This is a genomic window from Streptomyces sp. D2-8, from assembly GCF_023184515.1.
Taxonomy (GTDB): domain Bacteria; phylum Actinomycetota; class Actinomycetes; order Streptomycetales; family Streptomycetaceae; genus Streptomyces.
The window spans coordinates 920,200-934,563 of the sequence record NZ_JAAHBP010000001.1 but is presented as its reverse complement, the minus strand read 5'-3'; the positions used below and the strand labels follow the sequence as shown (position 1 = coordinate 934,563).

The 14,364-nt window shown below is 73.5% G+C and carries 16 protein-coding genes; 7 read left to right on the top strand and 9 right to left on the bottom strand.

Features of this window, described 5'->3' with window-relative positions:
* Positions 1-32 precede the first annotated feature (32 nt).
* Together G3I77_RS04185 and G3I77_RS04180 are read right to left on the bottom strand one after the other, a co-directional pair.
* Positions 33-311, bottom strand: coding sequence for a hypothetical protein (locus tag G3I77_RS04185; protein ID WP_248501160.1), 279 nt, complete (start codon positions 309-311; stop codon positions 33-35).
* Between the two features lie 23 nt (positions 312-334).
* Positions 335-1,102, bottom strand: a complete 768-nt coding sequence (locus G3I77_RS04180) for a PspA/IM30 family protein (RefSeq protein ID WP_248501458.1) — start codon at positions 1,100-1,102, stop codon at positions 335-337.
* A gap of 330 nt (positions 1,103-1,432) precedes the next feature.
* Here G3I77_RS04180 and G3I77_RS04175 point away from each other — a divergent pair, with 330 nt between their 5' ends.
* Together G3I77_RS04175 and G3I77_RS04170 are read left to right on the top strand one after the other, a co-directional pair.
* Positions 1,433-2,032: a DUF3043 domain-containing protein gene (locus G3I77_RS04175; RefSeq protein WP_248501158.1), complete on the top strand. Its 600-nt coding sequence runs from the start codon at positions 1,433-1,435 to the stop codon at positions 2,030-2,032.
* Positions 2,033-2,115: 83 nt separating this feature from the next.
* On the top strand, positions 2,116-2,817 hold the full coding sequence (locus G3I77_RS04170) for a methyltransferase domain-containing protein (RefSeq protein ID WP_248501157.1): 702 nt from the start codon (positions 2,116-2,118) through the stop codon (positions 2,815-2,817).
* Positions 2,818-2,868: 51 nt separating this feature from the next.
* Here G3I77_RS04170 and G3I77_RS04165 read toward each other — a convergent pair whose 3' ends face one another.
* Positions 2,869-3,081, bottom strand: coding sequence for a hypothetical protein (locus G3I77_RS04165; protein WP_248501155.1), 213 nt, complete (start codon positions 3,079-3,081; stop codon positions 2,869-2,871).
* A gap of 222 nt (positions 3,082-3,303) precedes the next feature.
* Here G3I77_RS04165 and G3I77_RS04160 point away from each other — a divergent pair, with 222 nt between their 5' ends.
* A complete protein-coding gene (locus tag G3I77_RS04160; RefSeq protein WP_248501153.1) occupies positions 3,304-4,503 on the top strand; it encodes a bifunctional adenosylcobinamide kinase/adenosylcobinamide-phosphate guanylyltransferase in 1,200 nt (399 codons plus the stop codon).
* A gap of 33 nt (positions 4,504-4,536) precedes the next feature.
* On the opposite strand, the gene G3I77_RS04155 is transcribed toward G3I77_RS04160, so the two are convergent.
* Positions 4,537-5,586, bottom strand: a complete 1,050-nt coding sequence (locus G3I77_RS04155) for a class I SAM-dependent methyltransferase (protein ID WP_248501151.1) — start codon at positions 5,584-5,586, stop codon at positions 4,537-4,539.
* A gap of 183 nt (positions 5,587-5,769) precedes the next feature.
* Between G3I77_RS04155 and cobT the strand changes: the two genes are divergently transcribed.
* Together cobT and G3I77_RS04145 are read left to right on the top strand one after the other, a co-directional pair.
* Positions 5,770-6,870 (top strand): nicotinate-nucleotide--dimethylbenzimidazole phosphoribosyltransferase, encoded by a 1,101-nt coding sequence (cobT, locus tag G3I77_RS04150; RefSeq protein ID WP_248501149.1) that lies wholly within the window; start codon positions 5,770-5,772, stop codon positions 6,868-6,870.
* A 134-nt stretch (positions 6,871-7,004) separates the two neighbouring features.
* Positions 7,005-7,703: a hypothetical protein gene (locus G3I77_RS04145; RefSeq protein WP_248501148.1), complete on the top strand. Its 699-nt coding sequence runs from the start codon at positions 7,005-7,007 to the stop codon at positions 7,701-7,703.
* On the opposite strand, the gene G3I77_RS04140 is transcribed toward G3I77_RS04145, so the two are convergent.
* Positions 7,643-8,407 (bottom strand): hypothetical protein, encoded by a 765-nt coding sequence (locus G3I77_RS04140; RefSeq protein WP_248501146.1) that lies wholly within the window; start codon positions 8,405-8,407, stop codon positions 7,643-7,645. The two genes, G3I77_RS04145 and G3I77_RS04140, sit on opposite strands and share 61 nt — an antisense overlap.
* A gap of 60 nt (positions 8,408-8,467) precedes the next feature.
* Between G3I77_RS04140 and G3I77_RS04135 the strand changes: the two genes are divergently transcribed.
* Together G3I77_RS04135 and G3I77_RS04130 are read left to right on the top strand one after the other, a co-directional pair.
* The gene (locus tag G3I77_RS04135) at positions 8,468-9,250 is read left to right on the top strand and encodes an adenosylcobinamide-GDP ribazoletransferase (protein WP_248501144.1); all 783 of its coding nucleotides are present in this window, start codon (positions 8,468-8,470) and stop codon (positions 9,248-9,250) included.
* An 82-nt stretch (positions 9,251-9,332) separates the two neighbouring features.
* Positions 9,333-9,944: an RDD family protein gene (locus G3I77_RS04130; protein ID WP_248501142.1), complete on the top strand. Its 612-nt coding sequence runs from the start codon at positions 9,333-9,335 to the stop codon at positions 9,942-9,944.
* Here G3I77_RS04130 and G3I77_RS04125 read toward each other — a convergent pair.
* From G3I77_RS04125 to pelF, 4 genes are read right to left on the bottom strand one after another with little or no spacing between them, the layout of a single operon-like run.
* Entirely contained in the window at positions 9,904-10,683 is a 780-nt protein-coding gene (locus G3I77_RS04125; protein WP_248501140.1) for an endo alpha-1,4 polygalactosaminidase, read from the bottom strand. The genes G3I77_RS04130 and G3I77_RS04125 overlap by 41 nt on opposite strands.
* Positions 10,680-11,339 (bottom strand): spherulation-specific family 4 protein, encoded by a 660-nt coding sequence (locus G3I77_RS04120; protein ID WP_248501138.1) that lies wholly within the window; start codon positions 11,337-11,339, stop codon positions 10,680-10,682. Before G3I77_RS04120 ends, G3I77_RS04125 begins: the two co-directional genes overlap by 4 nt.
* The gene (locus G3I77_RS04115; protein WP_248501137.1) at positions 11,336-12,844 is read right to left on the bottom strand and encodes a hypothetical protein; all 1,509 of its coding nucleotides are present in this window, start codon (positions 12,842-12,844) and stop codon (positions 11,336-11,338) included. The genes G3I77_RS04120 and G3I77_RS04115 overlap by 4 nt, the downstream gene beginning before the upstream one ends.
* Positions 12,841-14,364 (bottom strand): GT4 family glycosyltransferase PelF, encoded by a 1,524-nt coding sequence (pelF, locus tag G3I77_RS04110; RefSeq protein ID WP_248501135.1) that lies wholly within the window; start codon positions 14,362-14,364, stop codon positions 12,841-12,843. The genes G3I77_RS04115 and pelF overlap by 4 nt, the downstream gene beginning before the upstream one ends.

The window sequence follows — 14,364 nt, the reverse complement described above, 5'->3', positions numbered from 1 at the left end:
CGCGTCGGCCCGGGCATCGGCGTGGGCAGCATTCAGCCCGGGATCAGACCGTCGTCGCTCAGGAGCTCCCGGACGTCCTCCAGCGTCGCGTCCGGAGACGGCAGGATCAGTTCCGACGGTTCCAGGGAGTCGTCGGGGAGGGGGTCGCCCAGGTCGCGGACCCTGGTCAGGAGGGCTTGGAGGGTGCGGCGGAAGCCGGGGCTGTCGCCGTTCTCCATTTCCGCCAGGAGTTCGTCGTCCAGCTTGTTCAGCTCGGCGAGGTGGCTGTCGGCCAGGCTCACCTGGCCCTCCCCCATGATCCGTACGATCATGTCGCCCTCCTAGGCGTGGACCCCTACTGCTTGTCGAAGCGCGGAGTGTCCTGCGGCTGCTGGGACTGCTGCTGGCCCGTGCCACCTTCGAGGGCCTGCTGCCCGCTGCCCGAGCCTCCGGCCAGTTCGGCCTTCATGCGCTGCAGTTCCAGCTCTACATCCGTACCACCGGAGAGCCGGTCCAGCTCGGCTTGGAGGTCGTCCTTGTGCATGCCGGAGGGGTCCTCCAGGGCACCTGAGGCGAGCAGCTCGTCGATGGCCCCGGCGCGGGCCTGGAGCTGGGCCGTCTTGTCCTCGGCCCGCTGGATCGCCAGGCCGACGTCGCCCATCTCCTCGGAGATGCCGGAGAAGGCCTCGCCGATCCGGGTCTGCGCCTGCGCCGCCGTGTACGTCGCCTTGATCGTCTCCTTCTTGGTGCGGAAGGCGTCGACCTTGGCCTGGAGCCGCTGGGCCGCGAGGGTGAGCTTCTCCTCCTCGCCCTGGAGCGTCGCGTGCTGGGTCTCCAGGTCGGTCACCTGCTGCTGGAGCGCGGCCCGGCGGGAGAGCGCTTCCCGGGCCAGGTCCTCACGGCCCAGCGCGAGCGCCTTGCGGCCCTGGTCCTCCAGCTTGCCGGACTGCGACTGCAACTGGTTCAGCTGGAGTTCCAGACGCTTGCGGGAGGTCGCCACGTCGGCGACGCCGCGGCGGACCTTCTGCAGCAGCTCCAGCTGCTTCTGATACGAGTAATCGAGGGTCTCGCGCGGGTCCTCGGCCCGGTCAAGGGCCTTGTTCGCCTTCGCGCGGAAGATCATCCCCATACGCTTCATGACACCGCTCATGGGCTTCGCGCGCCCCCTTCTGACGACCTGGCTCCAGCTCCTGCGACAGAACCCACAGTACGGGCCCTGCATCCATTACCGCACTGTTCGGGGACGGATGCGCTCATCCCCAAGGACGACTGCGTGCGCTCCCGCTCCGGCGTAGGGAGTAGGTGGTCCCCGGGGTTACCGGAGCCGTACACCCCTGGGAACATCCGGAGGCGTACGCAACGTCCCCTCTGTCCCCTTACTGACGACTGGTGTTGCCGGATCGTTCCCCACAGGGCTGGGGTCCATGCCCAGAAGCCCTTACCCTTGGGTTTTGTGTTCCGTAGCCGTGCGAAGGATGAGAAGGCCCAGGACGCCGACAAGGCGCCGGTGACCGACTCCAGTCAGCCCCGTCACCCCGAGGCCCCCAAGGGCCGCCCCACGCCCAAGCGCAGCCAGGCCCAGTCCTCGCGCCGCAGCGTGGCCAACACGTCGATGACGCGCAAGGAGGCCGCCAAGCGACAGCGCGAGGAGCGCCGTACCGCGATGGAGCGGCAGCGCCAGGCGCTGGCGAGCGGCGACGAGCGGTATCTGCCCGCGCGTGACAAGGGACCGGTCCGCCGGTTCGCGCGCGACTTCGTCGACTCCCGCTTCAACATCGCGGAGTTCTTCCTGCCGATGGCCGTGGTCATCCTCGTGCTGAGCATGGTGCGGGTGGCCTCGCTGCAGAACGTCGCGCTGCTGCTGTGGCTCGTGGTGATCGTGCTGATCGTGCTCGACTCGTTCGTCACGGCCTTCCGTCTGAAGAAGCAGCTGCACGAGCGCTTCGCGGGTGAGAACAAGCGCGGCGCCGTCGCCTACGCCCTGATGCGCTCGCTCCAGATGCGCCGGCTCCGGCTGCCGAAGCCGCAGGTCAAGCGCGGAGAGCGGCCCTGACCACGACGCCGTTCTCCGGGGGTGCGGCGGATGCCTGGCTGGACAGGCTGGGCGGGCTGCGCGATGTCGTCCGGCAGGAGCTGGTGGCCCGCCAGCTGGACGAGCAGATAGTCGGCCGGTTCCCGGTGGGTCAGCGCCTGCGGGTGCTCGACGTGGGGATGGGCCAGGGCACGCAGGCGCTGCGGCTGGCCCGGGCCGGGCACCAGGTGACCGGTCTGGAGCAGGACTCGACGATGGTCGCCGTGGCCCGGGAGTCCCTCGCCGGGGAACCGCAGGGCATCCGGGCGCGTATGCGGATCATCGAGGGCGACGGCCGGGACACCGGCGTGCACTTCCTGCCGGGCAGTTTCGACGTGGTGCTGTGCCACGGCGTCCTGATGTACGTCGAGGAGCCCGACCCGCTGCTGGCGGGCCTCGCCCGGATGCTGGCGCCCGGCGGGCTGCTGTCGCTGCTCGTGCGCAACGGGGACGCGCTCGCGATCCGGCCGGGCCTGTCCGGTGACTGGTCCGGGGCGCTGGCGGCCTTCGACACCGTCTCCTACCGCAACCGGCTGGGGCTCGACGTACGGGCCGACCGGCTGAAGGACCTGACGTCGACGCTCGCCGGGATCGGGGCGCCGTTGCACGCCTGGTACGGGGTGCGGGTGTTCACCGACACGGCGGCGGACGGCGCCGAGGCCCCGGCCGACGTGGAGACGCTGCTCGCGGTGGAGGAGAAGGCCGGGCGGACCGATCCGTACCGCGGGGTGGCCGCGCTGCTGCACCTGTGCGGCGTGCGCGGCTGACCAGCGGAACAGGGGGTGTGGGCGAGAGCCGTCGGCCCCCGCCCACCGGGCTCACGCCTCGGCCGCGTGCAGGCTCATCGGCCCGTAGATCTCCGAGGCGTCCTCGAACAGCCGCACCTGATCGGCACCGCCCTCCTGCAGGGCCTTCCAGTGCTCCCCGATCCAGGACTCGGCGTCCCCCTGAGTGGGGAACTCCTCCGGCGGCACCGCGGGCTGGACCTCCGTCCCGTCGGTCTTCTCGAACCGCCACGTCCATGCCGCCATGTACGCCTCCCATGTGTGTGAGCACACTGCACAGCAAAAGCCGGATCGTGGTCCGGCTCCTTCCCAGAGCCTATGCGCTCCGCCGGGTGTGCCGTCATAGGACTGCGGGTGACCGGTTGCGCGCGGGTTGTCACCCACGAATCCCGGACGGGGGCCGCGCGCGGGGGCTCCATACGGGGTGCCAGGCGCGCAGGTGCCGGGTGGGCAGGCGAAAATCGGTGCGTGGAACTCACTCTGCTCGGCACCGGCGCCCCCGCGGGTCTCCCCCGCCCCGACTGTCCCTGCGCGGCCTGTGCGGCCGCCCTCGGCCCGGACGCGCGGGCGGCCACCGCGCTGCTCCTGGACGGGGCGCTGCTGCTCGACCTGACGCCGGGCGCGGCGTTCGCTGCGGCACGGGCGGGCCGTTCCCTGACCGGCGTACGGCAGGTCCTGCTGTCTCATCCGCACGACGGGCCGCCGGTCGAGGTGCCCGCGGGGCTGCCGCAGCCCGGGCGGGTGCCGGACGGGCGGGAGTTGACGCTGCTGACGGGGCACCGGGTGCGGGCGGTGGCGCTGGACACGCCGGGCACGGGGTACGCGGTGACCGGGCCGGAGGGGCAGCGGCTGCTGTATCTGCCGCCGGGCGGGGCGCCCGCGGGCCTGGAGGAGCCGGCCGAGTCGTACGACATGGTCCTCGCGGATGTCGTGGGGCGGCCGGACGCGCTGGCGAAGCTGCGGGCGGTGGGGGCGGTCGGGCCGACGACCGATGTCCTCGCCGTCCATCTGGACCACGACGTGCCGCCCGGCCCCGAGCTCGGTCGGCGGCTCGCGGCGGCCGGGGCGCGGGCGGTGCCGGACGGAGTGACGCTGATGGTGGGGGCGTACGAGGACGTGCCGGACGTGCCGCGGCGGACCCTGGTGCTGGGCGGGGCGCGGTCGGGCAAGTCGGTGGAGGCCGAACGGAGGCTGGAGGCCTTTCCGGACGTGCTGTACGTGGCGACGGGCGGGTCGCGCAACGGGGACACGGAGTGGTCCTCGCGGGTGGCGGCGCACCGGGAGCGGCGGCCGGGGTCGTGGCAGACGGTCGAGACCTGCGATCTGGTGCCGCTGCTGAAGCAGGAGGGACCGCCGCTGCTGGTCGACTGCCTGTCGTTGTGGCTGACGGACGCGATGGACTCGGTCGGGGCGTGGGACGACGCGGTGTGGGCGGAGCGCGGGGAGAAGGCTCTGCGGGAGCGGGTGCGGGAGCTCACGGAGGCGGTGCGGGTCACCCGGCGGACCGTGGTCGCCGTGTCGAACGAGGTGGGGTCGGGGATCGTGCCGTCGACGGCGTCGGGGCGGCGCTACCGGGACGAACTCGGGCGGCTGAACGCGGGGTTCGCGGGCGAGTGCGAGCACGTGCTGCTGGTGGTGGCGGGGCAGGCGGTGGTGCTGCGGGGCTGATCGGGGCCCGGCGGCACCAGCGCCCGCCCCGGGCTACGGAGCTTTGCGGGCGATCACCCGGTAGGTGTTCGCGAAGCGCGTGCGGCGGGTCACCGGGGCGATGAGGTGGTCCGCCAGCGCCGCCAGGGCCACCAGAGGGACGCCCGCGCGGAGCAGGGCCGTGCGGGTGTGCCGGTGGACGGGGGGCGGGGGGATCGCCCGCCAGGGGGTGTCCGGGGCCGGCAGGGCGTGGGAGAGGGCCAGGGACGTGGCACCCGCGAGGTCGTGGGGGACGTGGACCGGGCGGTGGTCGAGCGTCAGGATCGTGCAGTTCGCCGACTCCAGTTCCGCGCGGACGTTCTGCGGCGGGAGGAGGTGGAGGTGGCGCGGCTGGTCGTAGGGGAGCCACCAGCGGCCGAGCAGGGCCGCGAAGACGCTGCGGGGGCTCAGGGTCTCGATGAGCAGATGGCCGCCGGGGCGCAGGACGGCGAGGGCGGCCCGGAGTTCCGCCCGGGGGTCCGGCGTGCCCTCCAGGTGGTGGAGCATGCTGACCACGTCGTAGCGGGCGCGCAGCGGGCCGGCGATCCGGGGGTCCGTCAGACGGCCGACGTGGGCCTCCTCGACGCGGTCGGCGGTGCGGGCGCGGACCACGCGCGGGGTGGGGTCCAGGCCGTCGAAGGCGGTGTAGGGGAAGAACTGCCGGGCCGTGGCCGGGAATCGGGCGTGGCCCGTCCCGACGTCGAGCCAGCTCTCCGGCTCGCCGCAGCGCAGCATCGCGCGGGCCGCCGAGCGGTGGCGGCGCGGGCTGCCGCGCAGGGCGAGGAGGCCGTCGCTCGCCGGGTCCCTGGGCGCCCCGCGCGCGGTCCGGTGATAGAGGGCGAGTCCCTCCGGCGTGAGGCGGGGGTTCTGGAAGGTGTGGCCGCAGTCCCGGCACGCGTCGACGGTGAAGCTGCCCGGCTTGTACTGCCGCAGGTCACCGGTGCGCAGCCGGTTCCGCAGCCGGGCGGAGCCGCACCAGGGGCAGTCCTCCCGGCGCGGTTCATGGACCCGGGCGGTCGTCGCCTGGGGGGCGGGGGGTGCTGAGGAGGCGGGGTGTGCGGGCATGGGCGGCTCCCGGGCGCGACGGCGTACGGCAAGGACGTACGGCGGGGACATCGCACGAACGCGTACGACAATCCGCTGCAAAACGGAACGTATGGGATGCGGATCTTGGGTGCAACGACGTCGCCGTGACGGAGTGGTGATGTGGCGCCGTGCTGTTCGAGCGGGGCCGGTACTGTTCGGCGAATGAGCTCGCTTAATCTCGACGACTTCACCGATCTGATCGAGCGTCCGGACGGCGGGATCCGCCGCGACGCCGAGGCGCGCCGGGAGCGACAGATCGTGCCGCCCGGGTCGCTGGGCCGCCTCGACGAAATCGGTGAGTGGCTGGCGGCGGCGCAGTCCGCCGTGCCGGTGCGGCCGGTCGAACGGCCGCGGGTGGTGCTCTTCGCCGGTGACCACGGCATCGCCGAGCTGGGCGTCTCGGCCCGGTCGGCGGGCAGCGCCGCGGAGTTGGCGCGCGAGGTGCTTCAGGGCGGCCGGCCCGTCTCGGTGCTGGCACGGCGGCTGGGCGTGCCGGTGCGGATCGTCGACATGGCCCTGGACTGCGACCCCGAGACCCTGCCCGAGGACGTCGTACGGCACCGGGTGCGGCGCGGCAGCGGGCGGATCGACATCGAGGACGCGCTGACGCTGGAGGAGGCCGAGGCGGCGTTCCGGGCCGGGGTCGCGGTGGCCGACGAGGAGGCCGACTCCGGTACGGACCTGGTGGTGCTCGGCGATGTGAGCGTCGGCGGGACGACGGTGGCGGGTGTGCTGGTCGCGGCGCTGTGCGGGGTCGACGCGTCGGTCGTCACCGGGCGCGGCGGGCTGGCGATCGACGACCTGGCGTGGATGCGCAAGTGCGCGGCGATCCGGGACGCGCTGCGCCGGGCGCGGCCGGTGCTCGGGGACCAGTTGCAGTTGCTGGCGACGGTGGGCGGGGCCGACCTCGCCGCGATGACGGGCTTCCTGCTGCAGAGCGCGGTGCGCAAGCTGCCGGTGGTGCTCGACGGGGTCGTGACGGCCGCGTGCGCGCTGGTCGGGCAGCGGATCGCGTTCCGGGCGCCCGACTGGTGGCTGGCCGCGCACGACAGCGGGGAGCCCGGGCAGGCGAAGGCGCTGGACCGGATGGCCCTGGAGCCGCTGCTGACCCACGGGGTGACCGTCGGGGAGGGTGCGGGCGGCCTGCTGGCGCTGCCGCTCGTGCAGGCCGCGGCCGCACTGGCGGCGGAGCTGCCCGAGAAGCCGAAGGAGTCCGAGGAGCCGGCCGGGGCGGAGGTCTCGGAGACGCCCGACGAGCAGTAGCGGCCCTGAGATCCAGGTCACTCACGCCTGGCTCAACTTCGTCCCGTTCCGGTCGGTCTTGGAACGTGGTGTCGGTTCGACCGAGTCGCAGACACCCTCAGACGTAACCGCGCACGGACGAGGACGACCGCCGGATGACCACGCTCACCCGCTGGGCCCGCGCCGAATGGGGTCCGCTGTACGCCGCGATGCGCGGGCCGCTGGCCGAGCGGCGGTGGCGGGCCGCGCCGATGACGGTCGCGGCCGTGTGCCTCACGGCTGTGCTGCACTTCGTGCACCACCAGGCGTGGGGCTACCGGTTCGTGCAGAACGCCGGCGGCGTGCGGGCCGAGGACCCGTTGTGGCAGGCGCTGCTGCGGACGCCGCTGTCGCTGTTCGTGCCCGCGCTGGATCTGCCGGCGTGGGGCGCGCTGGCGCAGATCCTGCTGGTGTTCGGCATCGCCGAGCTGTGCCTGGGCCGGTGGCGGACGCTGGTCCTCGCCTACCTCGCGACGCTCGTGGGCACGCTGTACGCGCGCCTGGGCATCTGGCTGGGCCCGGACTCGTGGCCGGGTCTGCCCGCCTCGGACCGGTGGGTCGTGGACACCGGGCCGTCGGCGGCGGTGGTGGGCCTGGCCGTCTTCCTGGGCCTGCGCTACCGCGCGTACCTGACGGCCACGGTGGTGATCGTGGCGATGGTGGTCGAGGTCGTGGTCAAGGAGAACCTCGCGGGCAAGGAGCACCTCGCGGCGATCGTCGCGGTGCTGGTGCTGTGCGCGGTCGGCGAGCTGCGTCAGCGGTGTTCGAGGGAGCGGGCCGGCTCGGGGTCGGGCGTGCCGCCGATCCAGTCCTGAAACCTGCGCCGGGGGCCCACCCAGCGGCGGTCGTGGTGGTAGGCCCGCAGGCCGGATTTCGCACGGGCGCGGGGGCGGTTCCGGTAGAACCGCTTGGCCCACGGGGAGGTGGGGCGGGCCAGCCGTACGGCGCCGATCAGGGCGATGAGGGGGATGATCACGCCCAGCACGGCGATGCGGACCTTGCCCTTGAACAGGGCGACGAGGGCGAACGCGAAGTTCACGAGGACGTTCCCGAGGACGACGGCGCGGTTCTGCTGCTGGTCCTCGGAGAGGTCGTTGACGCCCAGCGGCGAGAAGCCGAGCAGGAGCAGGCCGACGAGGGAGGCGGTGAGGACGACCATCTCGACGCTCTTGCGGCCGTCCGGGGTCCAGTAGACGTCGGCGAGGTGCAGCACCAGGGCGAACTCGTCGAGGACGAGGCCCGCGCCGATGCCGAAGATCACCGCGGCCAGCGCCGAGCCGAAGCCGTACTGGCCGCCGGCGACCGCGCCGAAGCCGCCGATGATCGTCAGGATGACGCCGGGCACCACGTGGTGGACGTGGACACCATCGCCGGCGCTGATGTTGCGGAAGGGGCCCTTGCCCGCCCGGATGAGACGGGTGATGCCCCGGGTGATCACGAAGGTCAGGACGAAGGAGACGAGAGCGAGAAGCAACGGCAGCTTGCCGGGTTCCATGATGTTCCGCTCGAACCATCCCATATGCGCACTTTATCCTCGGCTGCCGTTCCCGCTCTCCCGACCGGCCGGTAGCCTGCGCCGGTGCCCAGAACCTCACCCCTCGACGGCCTCCGCTTCGCCTTCGGCACCCTCACGGTGATCCCCGTCCGGGTGACCCGGTGGGACCGGGAGGCCGCACGCGGCGGCATGCTGTGCGCTCCGCTGGCCGGACTCGCGGTCGGTGCCGCTGCCGCCGGGCTCGGGCTGGTGCTGCTGTTCCTGGGCGCCGGCGCCCCGCTCGCCGCCGTGGCGACCGTCGCCGTGCCGGCCGTCCTCACCCGGGGGCTGCATCTCGACGGGCTCGCGGACACCGCCGACGGGCTGGGCAGCGGGAAGCCCGCCGAGGACGCGCTGCGGATCATGAAGCAGTCGGACATCGGGCCGTTCGGGGTCATCACCCTCGTTCTCGCCCTGCTCGCGCAGGTCGCCGCGCTCGCCCAGGCGTACGACGCCTCCTGGGCCCGGGGCGCGTGCGCCGCCGTCGTCTCCGCGACCCTCGCCCGGCTGGCCCTGACCCTGGCGGCCCGGGCCGGGGTGCCGGCGGCGCGGCCGGAGGGGCTGGGGGCGGCGGTCGCGGGCGTGGTGCCGCCGCGGGGGGCGGTGTTCGCCGCCGTCGCCGTCGCCGGGCTCGCGGCGGCGGCCGGTGCCGCCCACGGGCCGTACGGCATGGTCCGCAACGTGCTCGCGGTCGTTCTCGCCCTGGCCGCCGCCGAGGCGCTGCTGCGCCACTGCACGCGCCGCTTCGGCGGGGTCACGGGGGATGTCTTCGGCGGTCTGGCGGAGACCGCGGCGACCACGGCCCTGGTCGTTCTGTCACTGGGCTGAAACGATCTCCTCGTCCCTCTCCTTCCCGGGCCGCTCAGCCGCTAGCTTCCTACCCCGACACACAAGTGATCGGGGGATGTTCATGCCGAAGCTGCGCCGCGCCATGGCCTGGTTCGTCGATTTCGCGCTGGTGGTGGCGCTGGCCTCGGCGCTCGCCGCGCTCACCTTCCACCGGGTCTCCGCGCTCGTCACCGACGTGCCCGAGCTGGCCACCCGCGGCGGTTTCGACCTGCTGACCTCGCGCGGTGACGTGCTCGACGCCTCCCAGGACCTGGGGGTCTCGCTGTGGAGCAAGTCGGTGTTGTACGTCGAGCAGGCCTTCGGGCTGCTGGTGCTGACGGTGTTCCTCTACCAGTGGGTGTGCCTGGCCGTGGCCGGGCGCACGGTCGGCAAGGCCCTGGCCGGGCTGAAGGTCACCCCGAACCACCCGCGCGGGGTCAGGGCGGCGCGGCGGGCCGCGGTCACCACCGCGGCGGACGTCGCCGTGTACGCCGTGGCCTGCGTGCTGCTGGTCGAGGGTCGGATCGTGCTGTCGGTACTGGTGTGGGCGGTCGCGGTGGTGCTGTTCCTGCTGAACGCGCTGCCGGTCCTCTCCCCCGGCCGCCGGTCCCTCGCCGACCGGGTCGCGGGCACCGCGGTCACCGGGATCGCGCTCAGCAGGCCCGTCGCCACGCCCCCAGTTCGTACTTCTTGAGCAGCGAACTGAGCTTCAGCCGGCGCGAGTCGGCGCAGAACCGGCCGGTGGGGATCTCGTACTCGGCGTGGAAGACGGCCTTGCCCGCGGCGACGAACGGCTTCAGGGCCGTGCACTCGCCGTACTGGGCGCACTGCTCGTTGACCGCGAAGTCGAAGTCCCCGACGAGTTCCGGGATCTGGTCCAGGTCGTTCTTCAGGCCGACGGCCAGGCCGCGGTCGTGGGCCAGCCGGGCGATGAGGCGGTTGTAGCGCAGCTGGTCGGCGGCCATGAGCGGGAAGCCCGTCTCGTTGCGGTAACCGTCCATGTTGTCGGGCTCCACCGCGTCGAAGCCCTTGTCGCGGCACATGTCGATGCGGGCGGCCATGAGCGGCTCCAGGACGTCGGTGCGGCGGATGTCGAGCCAGCGCTCGCCCTTCCAGCCGTTGCCGCGGCCCAGGACGGCCTTGGGGAACTTCCCCGCGTCCGGCCGGAACTCCTCCCAGGCACCGGTGGACAGGTAGCAGATGACCTTGCGTCCGTCGTCGTGCAGCCCGGCGACCGTGTCCTCGGAGTGGTCGAAGCCGTCGATGTCGTAGACCGGCACGTCGACGGAGGTGTCCAGGCGCCCGCTGAGCTGCCACTGCCAGGCGGTGCCGGGGCGGGGTTGCCAGCGGGGGCCGGGCTTGTCGTCGGAGGTCCGGGTGCAGCCCGCGAGCAGCACGAGGAGCAGAGCGACGAGCAGGGGCAGGCGTCTCACGGGGTGTTCTCCGGGTTGTGCAGGGTGTACGGCAGGGTGCCCCAAGGATGATCTCCGGTTCCGGGCACCGCGCACAGCAGCGCCGCACCCCGCGCCCGGGCAAGACCCTCCGGGTCGGCGTCGGGTGGGACGCCGTACACCAGGTGGCACAGCCGTACGTCCGGGCCGCCGGGCCACGTCTGCGGGGGCTGCGCGCGGTACGAGGCCCAGGTGCCCTCGAAGGTGACGAGGACGTCGGCGATGCGGGCGTAGCAGGGGTGCGGTGCCGCGCCGTGGTTGAGGACGAGGGTGCCGCAGCCGACGCCCCAGGCGGCCACCGCCAGCTTCTGGTAGTGCTCGAACCCCTCGGGCCCGGACGGGACCTGGTCGAGGAAGGCGCCGTCGGTGCCGTACCAGTCGCGGTGCCGGGTGAGGTCGCGGACGACGTTGTGGGCGGCGCGGCGGCCGTAGTCGGTGTCGGCGTACCCGAGGACCCGCACTCCCGCGGCCCGCAGCCGGGCGGCGACCTCGGCGAAGGCCGCGTCGGGGCGGTCGCCGGGGCCGCTGGCCGGGTTGAGGACGACTCCGTAGAGGCGGGGCGCCGCCGCGACGATCGCGTCCCATTCGGCGGGGCGGACGGACGGGTGCTCGTAGTACGGGACCAGGAGAGTGCTCATCGGTGGGCGGTTGCCCTCCCCAGCAGGACGCACACCAGGGCGGCCTGGACGGCGGCCGCCGTGCCGTACACGACCGCTCCCGCCAGGTGCGGATCGCCGGTGCGGGTGACGAGGAGCAGGGTCTGGACGAGGGCCGCGGCGCAGCACACCGCCGTCGCGCCGGTCACCGCGCCGAACGACTGGAGCAGCAGGCCCGTCCACAGGACCACGCCCAGCAGGAGCAGCCCGGCCAGTTGGGCACCGCCCGGGACCGGGGCGTGCGGCCACAGGGCGGAGACGGCGAGGCTCAGCGCGAGCAGGACGGCGAGGTAGGCGGCCAGGCACCGCACGACCGTCAGGAGCGTGGTCCGGCGGAAGTCCCGGGCGGTGCTGCTGGCGCGCAGTCCGGAGAGGCTGTCGCTGCGGAAGCGGTACAGCAGCCACTCGGCGGGGCCCATGCTGAGGGTGAGGGCCACGGCGGCGGGCGCGGCGACCGCGCTCGACGACTCGCCGGCGAGGACGTCGCCGAGTGCCGCGTACAGCACGAGGACGCCGGTGGCGAGCCCGAACAGGGCGTACGGCAGGGAGCCCGTGAGCCGGGGTGCGGCGGAGCGGCGGTGGGCGGGGAGGGTACCGAAGGCGCCGAACGGGAGCAGGGCGACGAGGCCGGCGGTCCAGCCGTGCTCGTCCTTGAGGGCGGGCGCCACCTCGCGCAGTGCGAGCACGGCGACGGCCGAGAGGGAGCCGAGCAGCAGGGCCGGGCCCGCGGCCTCGGGCAGCGGGTCGACGAGGGACAGGACCGCGCCCATCGCCATCGGTGCGAGGGCGGCCAGCAGGAGCCGTTCGCGGCCCATCACCAGCAGGACGGTCGCCGCGGCCAGATAGCAGGACTGCCCGGCGGCGAAGGCGGCCACGGCCGGGGCGGCGCCGCCCGCGCACAAGATTGCGACCAGGGAGCCGAGCAGCGCGCCCGCCGGGGCGCCGAGCAGCAGGGCGCGCCGGGCGGCCGGCCGGTCGCCCAGCCCCAGCCACGCGTACGCCCGGTGGGCGAGGCCCTGGTTCCAGGTCCAGCCGCACAGGGCGCCGGCGAGGAGCGACACCGTGCCCGCGGGGAGGCCGAAGTCGCCGGGGCCGGCGAACAGCGGCGCTCCGAGGACGTAGGCGAGGCCGGGCAGGGCGAAGACGACGCCGCGCAGCAGGCAGCCGAGCAGGCCGGTCCGCCAGGGGTCGGGGGCGGGGCCGTCGGGCTCGGGGTAGCGGCGTTCGACGCGTTCGTAGAGCGTCTCGGCGAGCGCGAAGGAGTTCGTCACGCCGTACCGCTCGCGTATCTGGTCGTCGGAGAGGCCGTCGGACTCCAGCAGGGCGGCTATCTCGTCCGGGTGGACGGCTGCGGCTATGAAGTCCTCCAGTCTGCCGACGAGTTCGTCGACCGGGTCGGGCCGGGCCCAGCTGGGGGTGCGCTGCCGGGGAATCGCCGGGAGGGTGTCCGGGCGGGAGCCCGGGGGGAGCCAGACGCTTCCGCTCACCAGCCGGCCCCGTCCGTCGCGGTGGACGCGTACCAGGGGTCGCGCAGTTCCAGCGTCCAGTCGGCGACGGTCTCCAGCGTCGGCTCGTACACCTCGTCCTCGCCCGCGAGTTCCTTGTAGATGGTGCGGAAGGCGTCCACCGAGCGGCGCAGCGTGAACCGGTCGATGACACGCTGGCGTGACAACTCGCCGAGCTCCAGGCGCCGTCGGTCGTCCTTCAGCAGGGTGAGCGCGGCGGCGGCCATCTTCTCCGGCTCGCGCGGGGGCACCACCAGGCCCGTGTCGCCGACGGCCTCGCGCACCCCGCCGACGTCCGTCGACACCGTCGTACGGCCGCAGGACATGGCCTCGATGATGGAGAACGGGAAGCCCTCGGAGATCGACGACAGCATGACGAGGTGCCCGGCCGCGTAGGCGCGCCAGACCTCGGTGATGCGGCCCTCGAAGGTCAGGCCGTCGGTGACGCCCAGTTCGGCGGCGAGCTTCTCCAGCCGGGTGCGGTAGGCCTCGCCGCCGGGCGGGACCGGGCCGAAGAGCCTCAGCCGGGTCGCCGGGATCTCGGCGCGCACCATGGCGTAGGCGCGGAGCAGGGTCTCCAGGTCCTTGATGGGGTCTATCCGGCCGCACCAGGACAGGGTGGGGACCTCGGGCTCGGGGCCGGCGTGCGGGAAGGCGGCCGGGTCGACGCCGTTGTAGACCGTGCGGATCTTGTCGGCGTCGGCGCCGCCGCGCTCCTCCCAGCGGCGGTTGTACTGGTTGCACGGCGTGATGAGGTCGGCGGCGCGGTAGCCGTAGGAGTTCAGCTCGCGGTAGAAGCCGAGCATGAAGGCCTTCACGGGCCAGCGCTGGGCGCCCTGGCGGTAGCCGAGGTAGCGCTCGCGCAGGTAGATGCCGTGCTCGGTGAGCAGGAACGGTACCCCGTCCAGATGGCGTGCGGCGAGCGCGGGCAGGGTCGCGAGGCCGCTGCTGACGGCGTGCGCCACGGAGTCCTCGGGGATGCGGACGCCCAGCGGGCGCAGGGCGTGCTCCAGCAGGTCGGTCGCGGTCAGCGCGTCGTGCACGGTGGGGCGGGCGGCGGCCGTCGGCAGATGCGGCATGGTCCAGATCCACATCAGCGACCGCAGCGCCGGCTCGGTGCGCAGTGCGGCCGACAGGCCTCCGTCCCGGGCGAGTTCGGCCAGCTCGTTCAGGGAGTCGCCGAAGTCGGCGTGCGAGCCGGGGTCCAGGAAGGAGAGCAGGAACCGCTCATAGCTCTCGGTGAAGCGGCGGCGGGCCCTGCCGTACGGGGGCCTCGCGCGGCCGGGGCGCGGGCCCCAGGTCGGTACGGAGGTGTGGCGGTAGACGTTGGGCGGCAGCTCCCAGGTGACGGGTTCACGGCCGCTGCCGGTGAGCGAGACGATGTGGAAGTCGACCTCCGGCATGCCCTTGACGAGCTGGTCGCACCAGGTGCTGACGCCGCCGTGGACGTGCGGGTAGGTGCCTTCCGTGAGCATGGTGACATGACGGCCTGTTCGCCTCAT

Coding starts and splice junctions, on each gene's coding strand:
- G3I77_RS04185 (WP_248501160.1), bottom strand. CDS start 311: ATGATCGTACGGATCATGGGGGAGGGCCAGGTGAGCCTGGCCGACAGC.
- G3I77_RS04180 (WP_248501458.1), bottom strand. CDS start 1,102: ATGATCTTCCGCGCGAAGGCGAACAAGGCCCTTGACCGGGCCGAGGAC.
- G3I77_RS04165 (WP_248501155.1), bottom strand. CDS start 3,081: ATGGCGGCATGGACGTGGCGGTTCGAGAAGACCGACGGGACGGAGGTC.
- G3I77_RS04155 (WP_248501151.1), bottom strand. CDS start 5,586: ATGCCCGCACACCCCGCCTCCTCAGCACCCCCCGCCCCCCAGGCGACG.
- cobT (WP_248501149.1), top strand. CDS start 5,770: ATGAGCTCGCTTAATCTCGACGACTTCACCGATCTGATCGAGCGTCCG.
- G3I77_RS04145 (WP_248501148.1), top strand. CDS start 7,005: ATGACCACGCTCACCCGCTGGGCCCGCGCCGAATGGGGTCCGCTGTAC.
- G3I77_RS04140 (WP_248501146.1), bottom strand. CDS start 8,407: ATGGGATGGTTCGAGCGGAACATCATGGAACCCGGCAAGCTGCCGTTG.
- G3I77_RS04130 (WP_248501142.1), top strand. CDS start 9,333: ATGCCGAAGCTGCGCCGCGCCATGGCCTGGTTCGTCGATTTCGCGCTG.
- G3I77_RS04120 (WP_248501138.1), bottom strand. CDS start 11,339: ATGAGCACTCTCCTGGTCCCGTACTACGAGCACCCGTCCGTCCGCCCC.
- pelF (WP_248501135.1), bottom strand. CDS start 14,364: ATGAGGCGAACAGGCCGTCATGTCACCATGCTCACGGAAGGCACCTAC.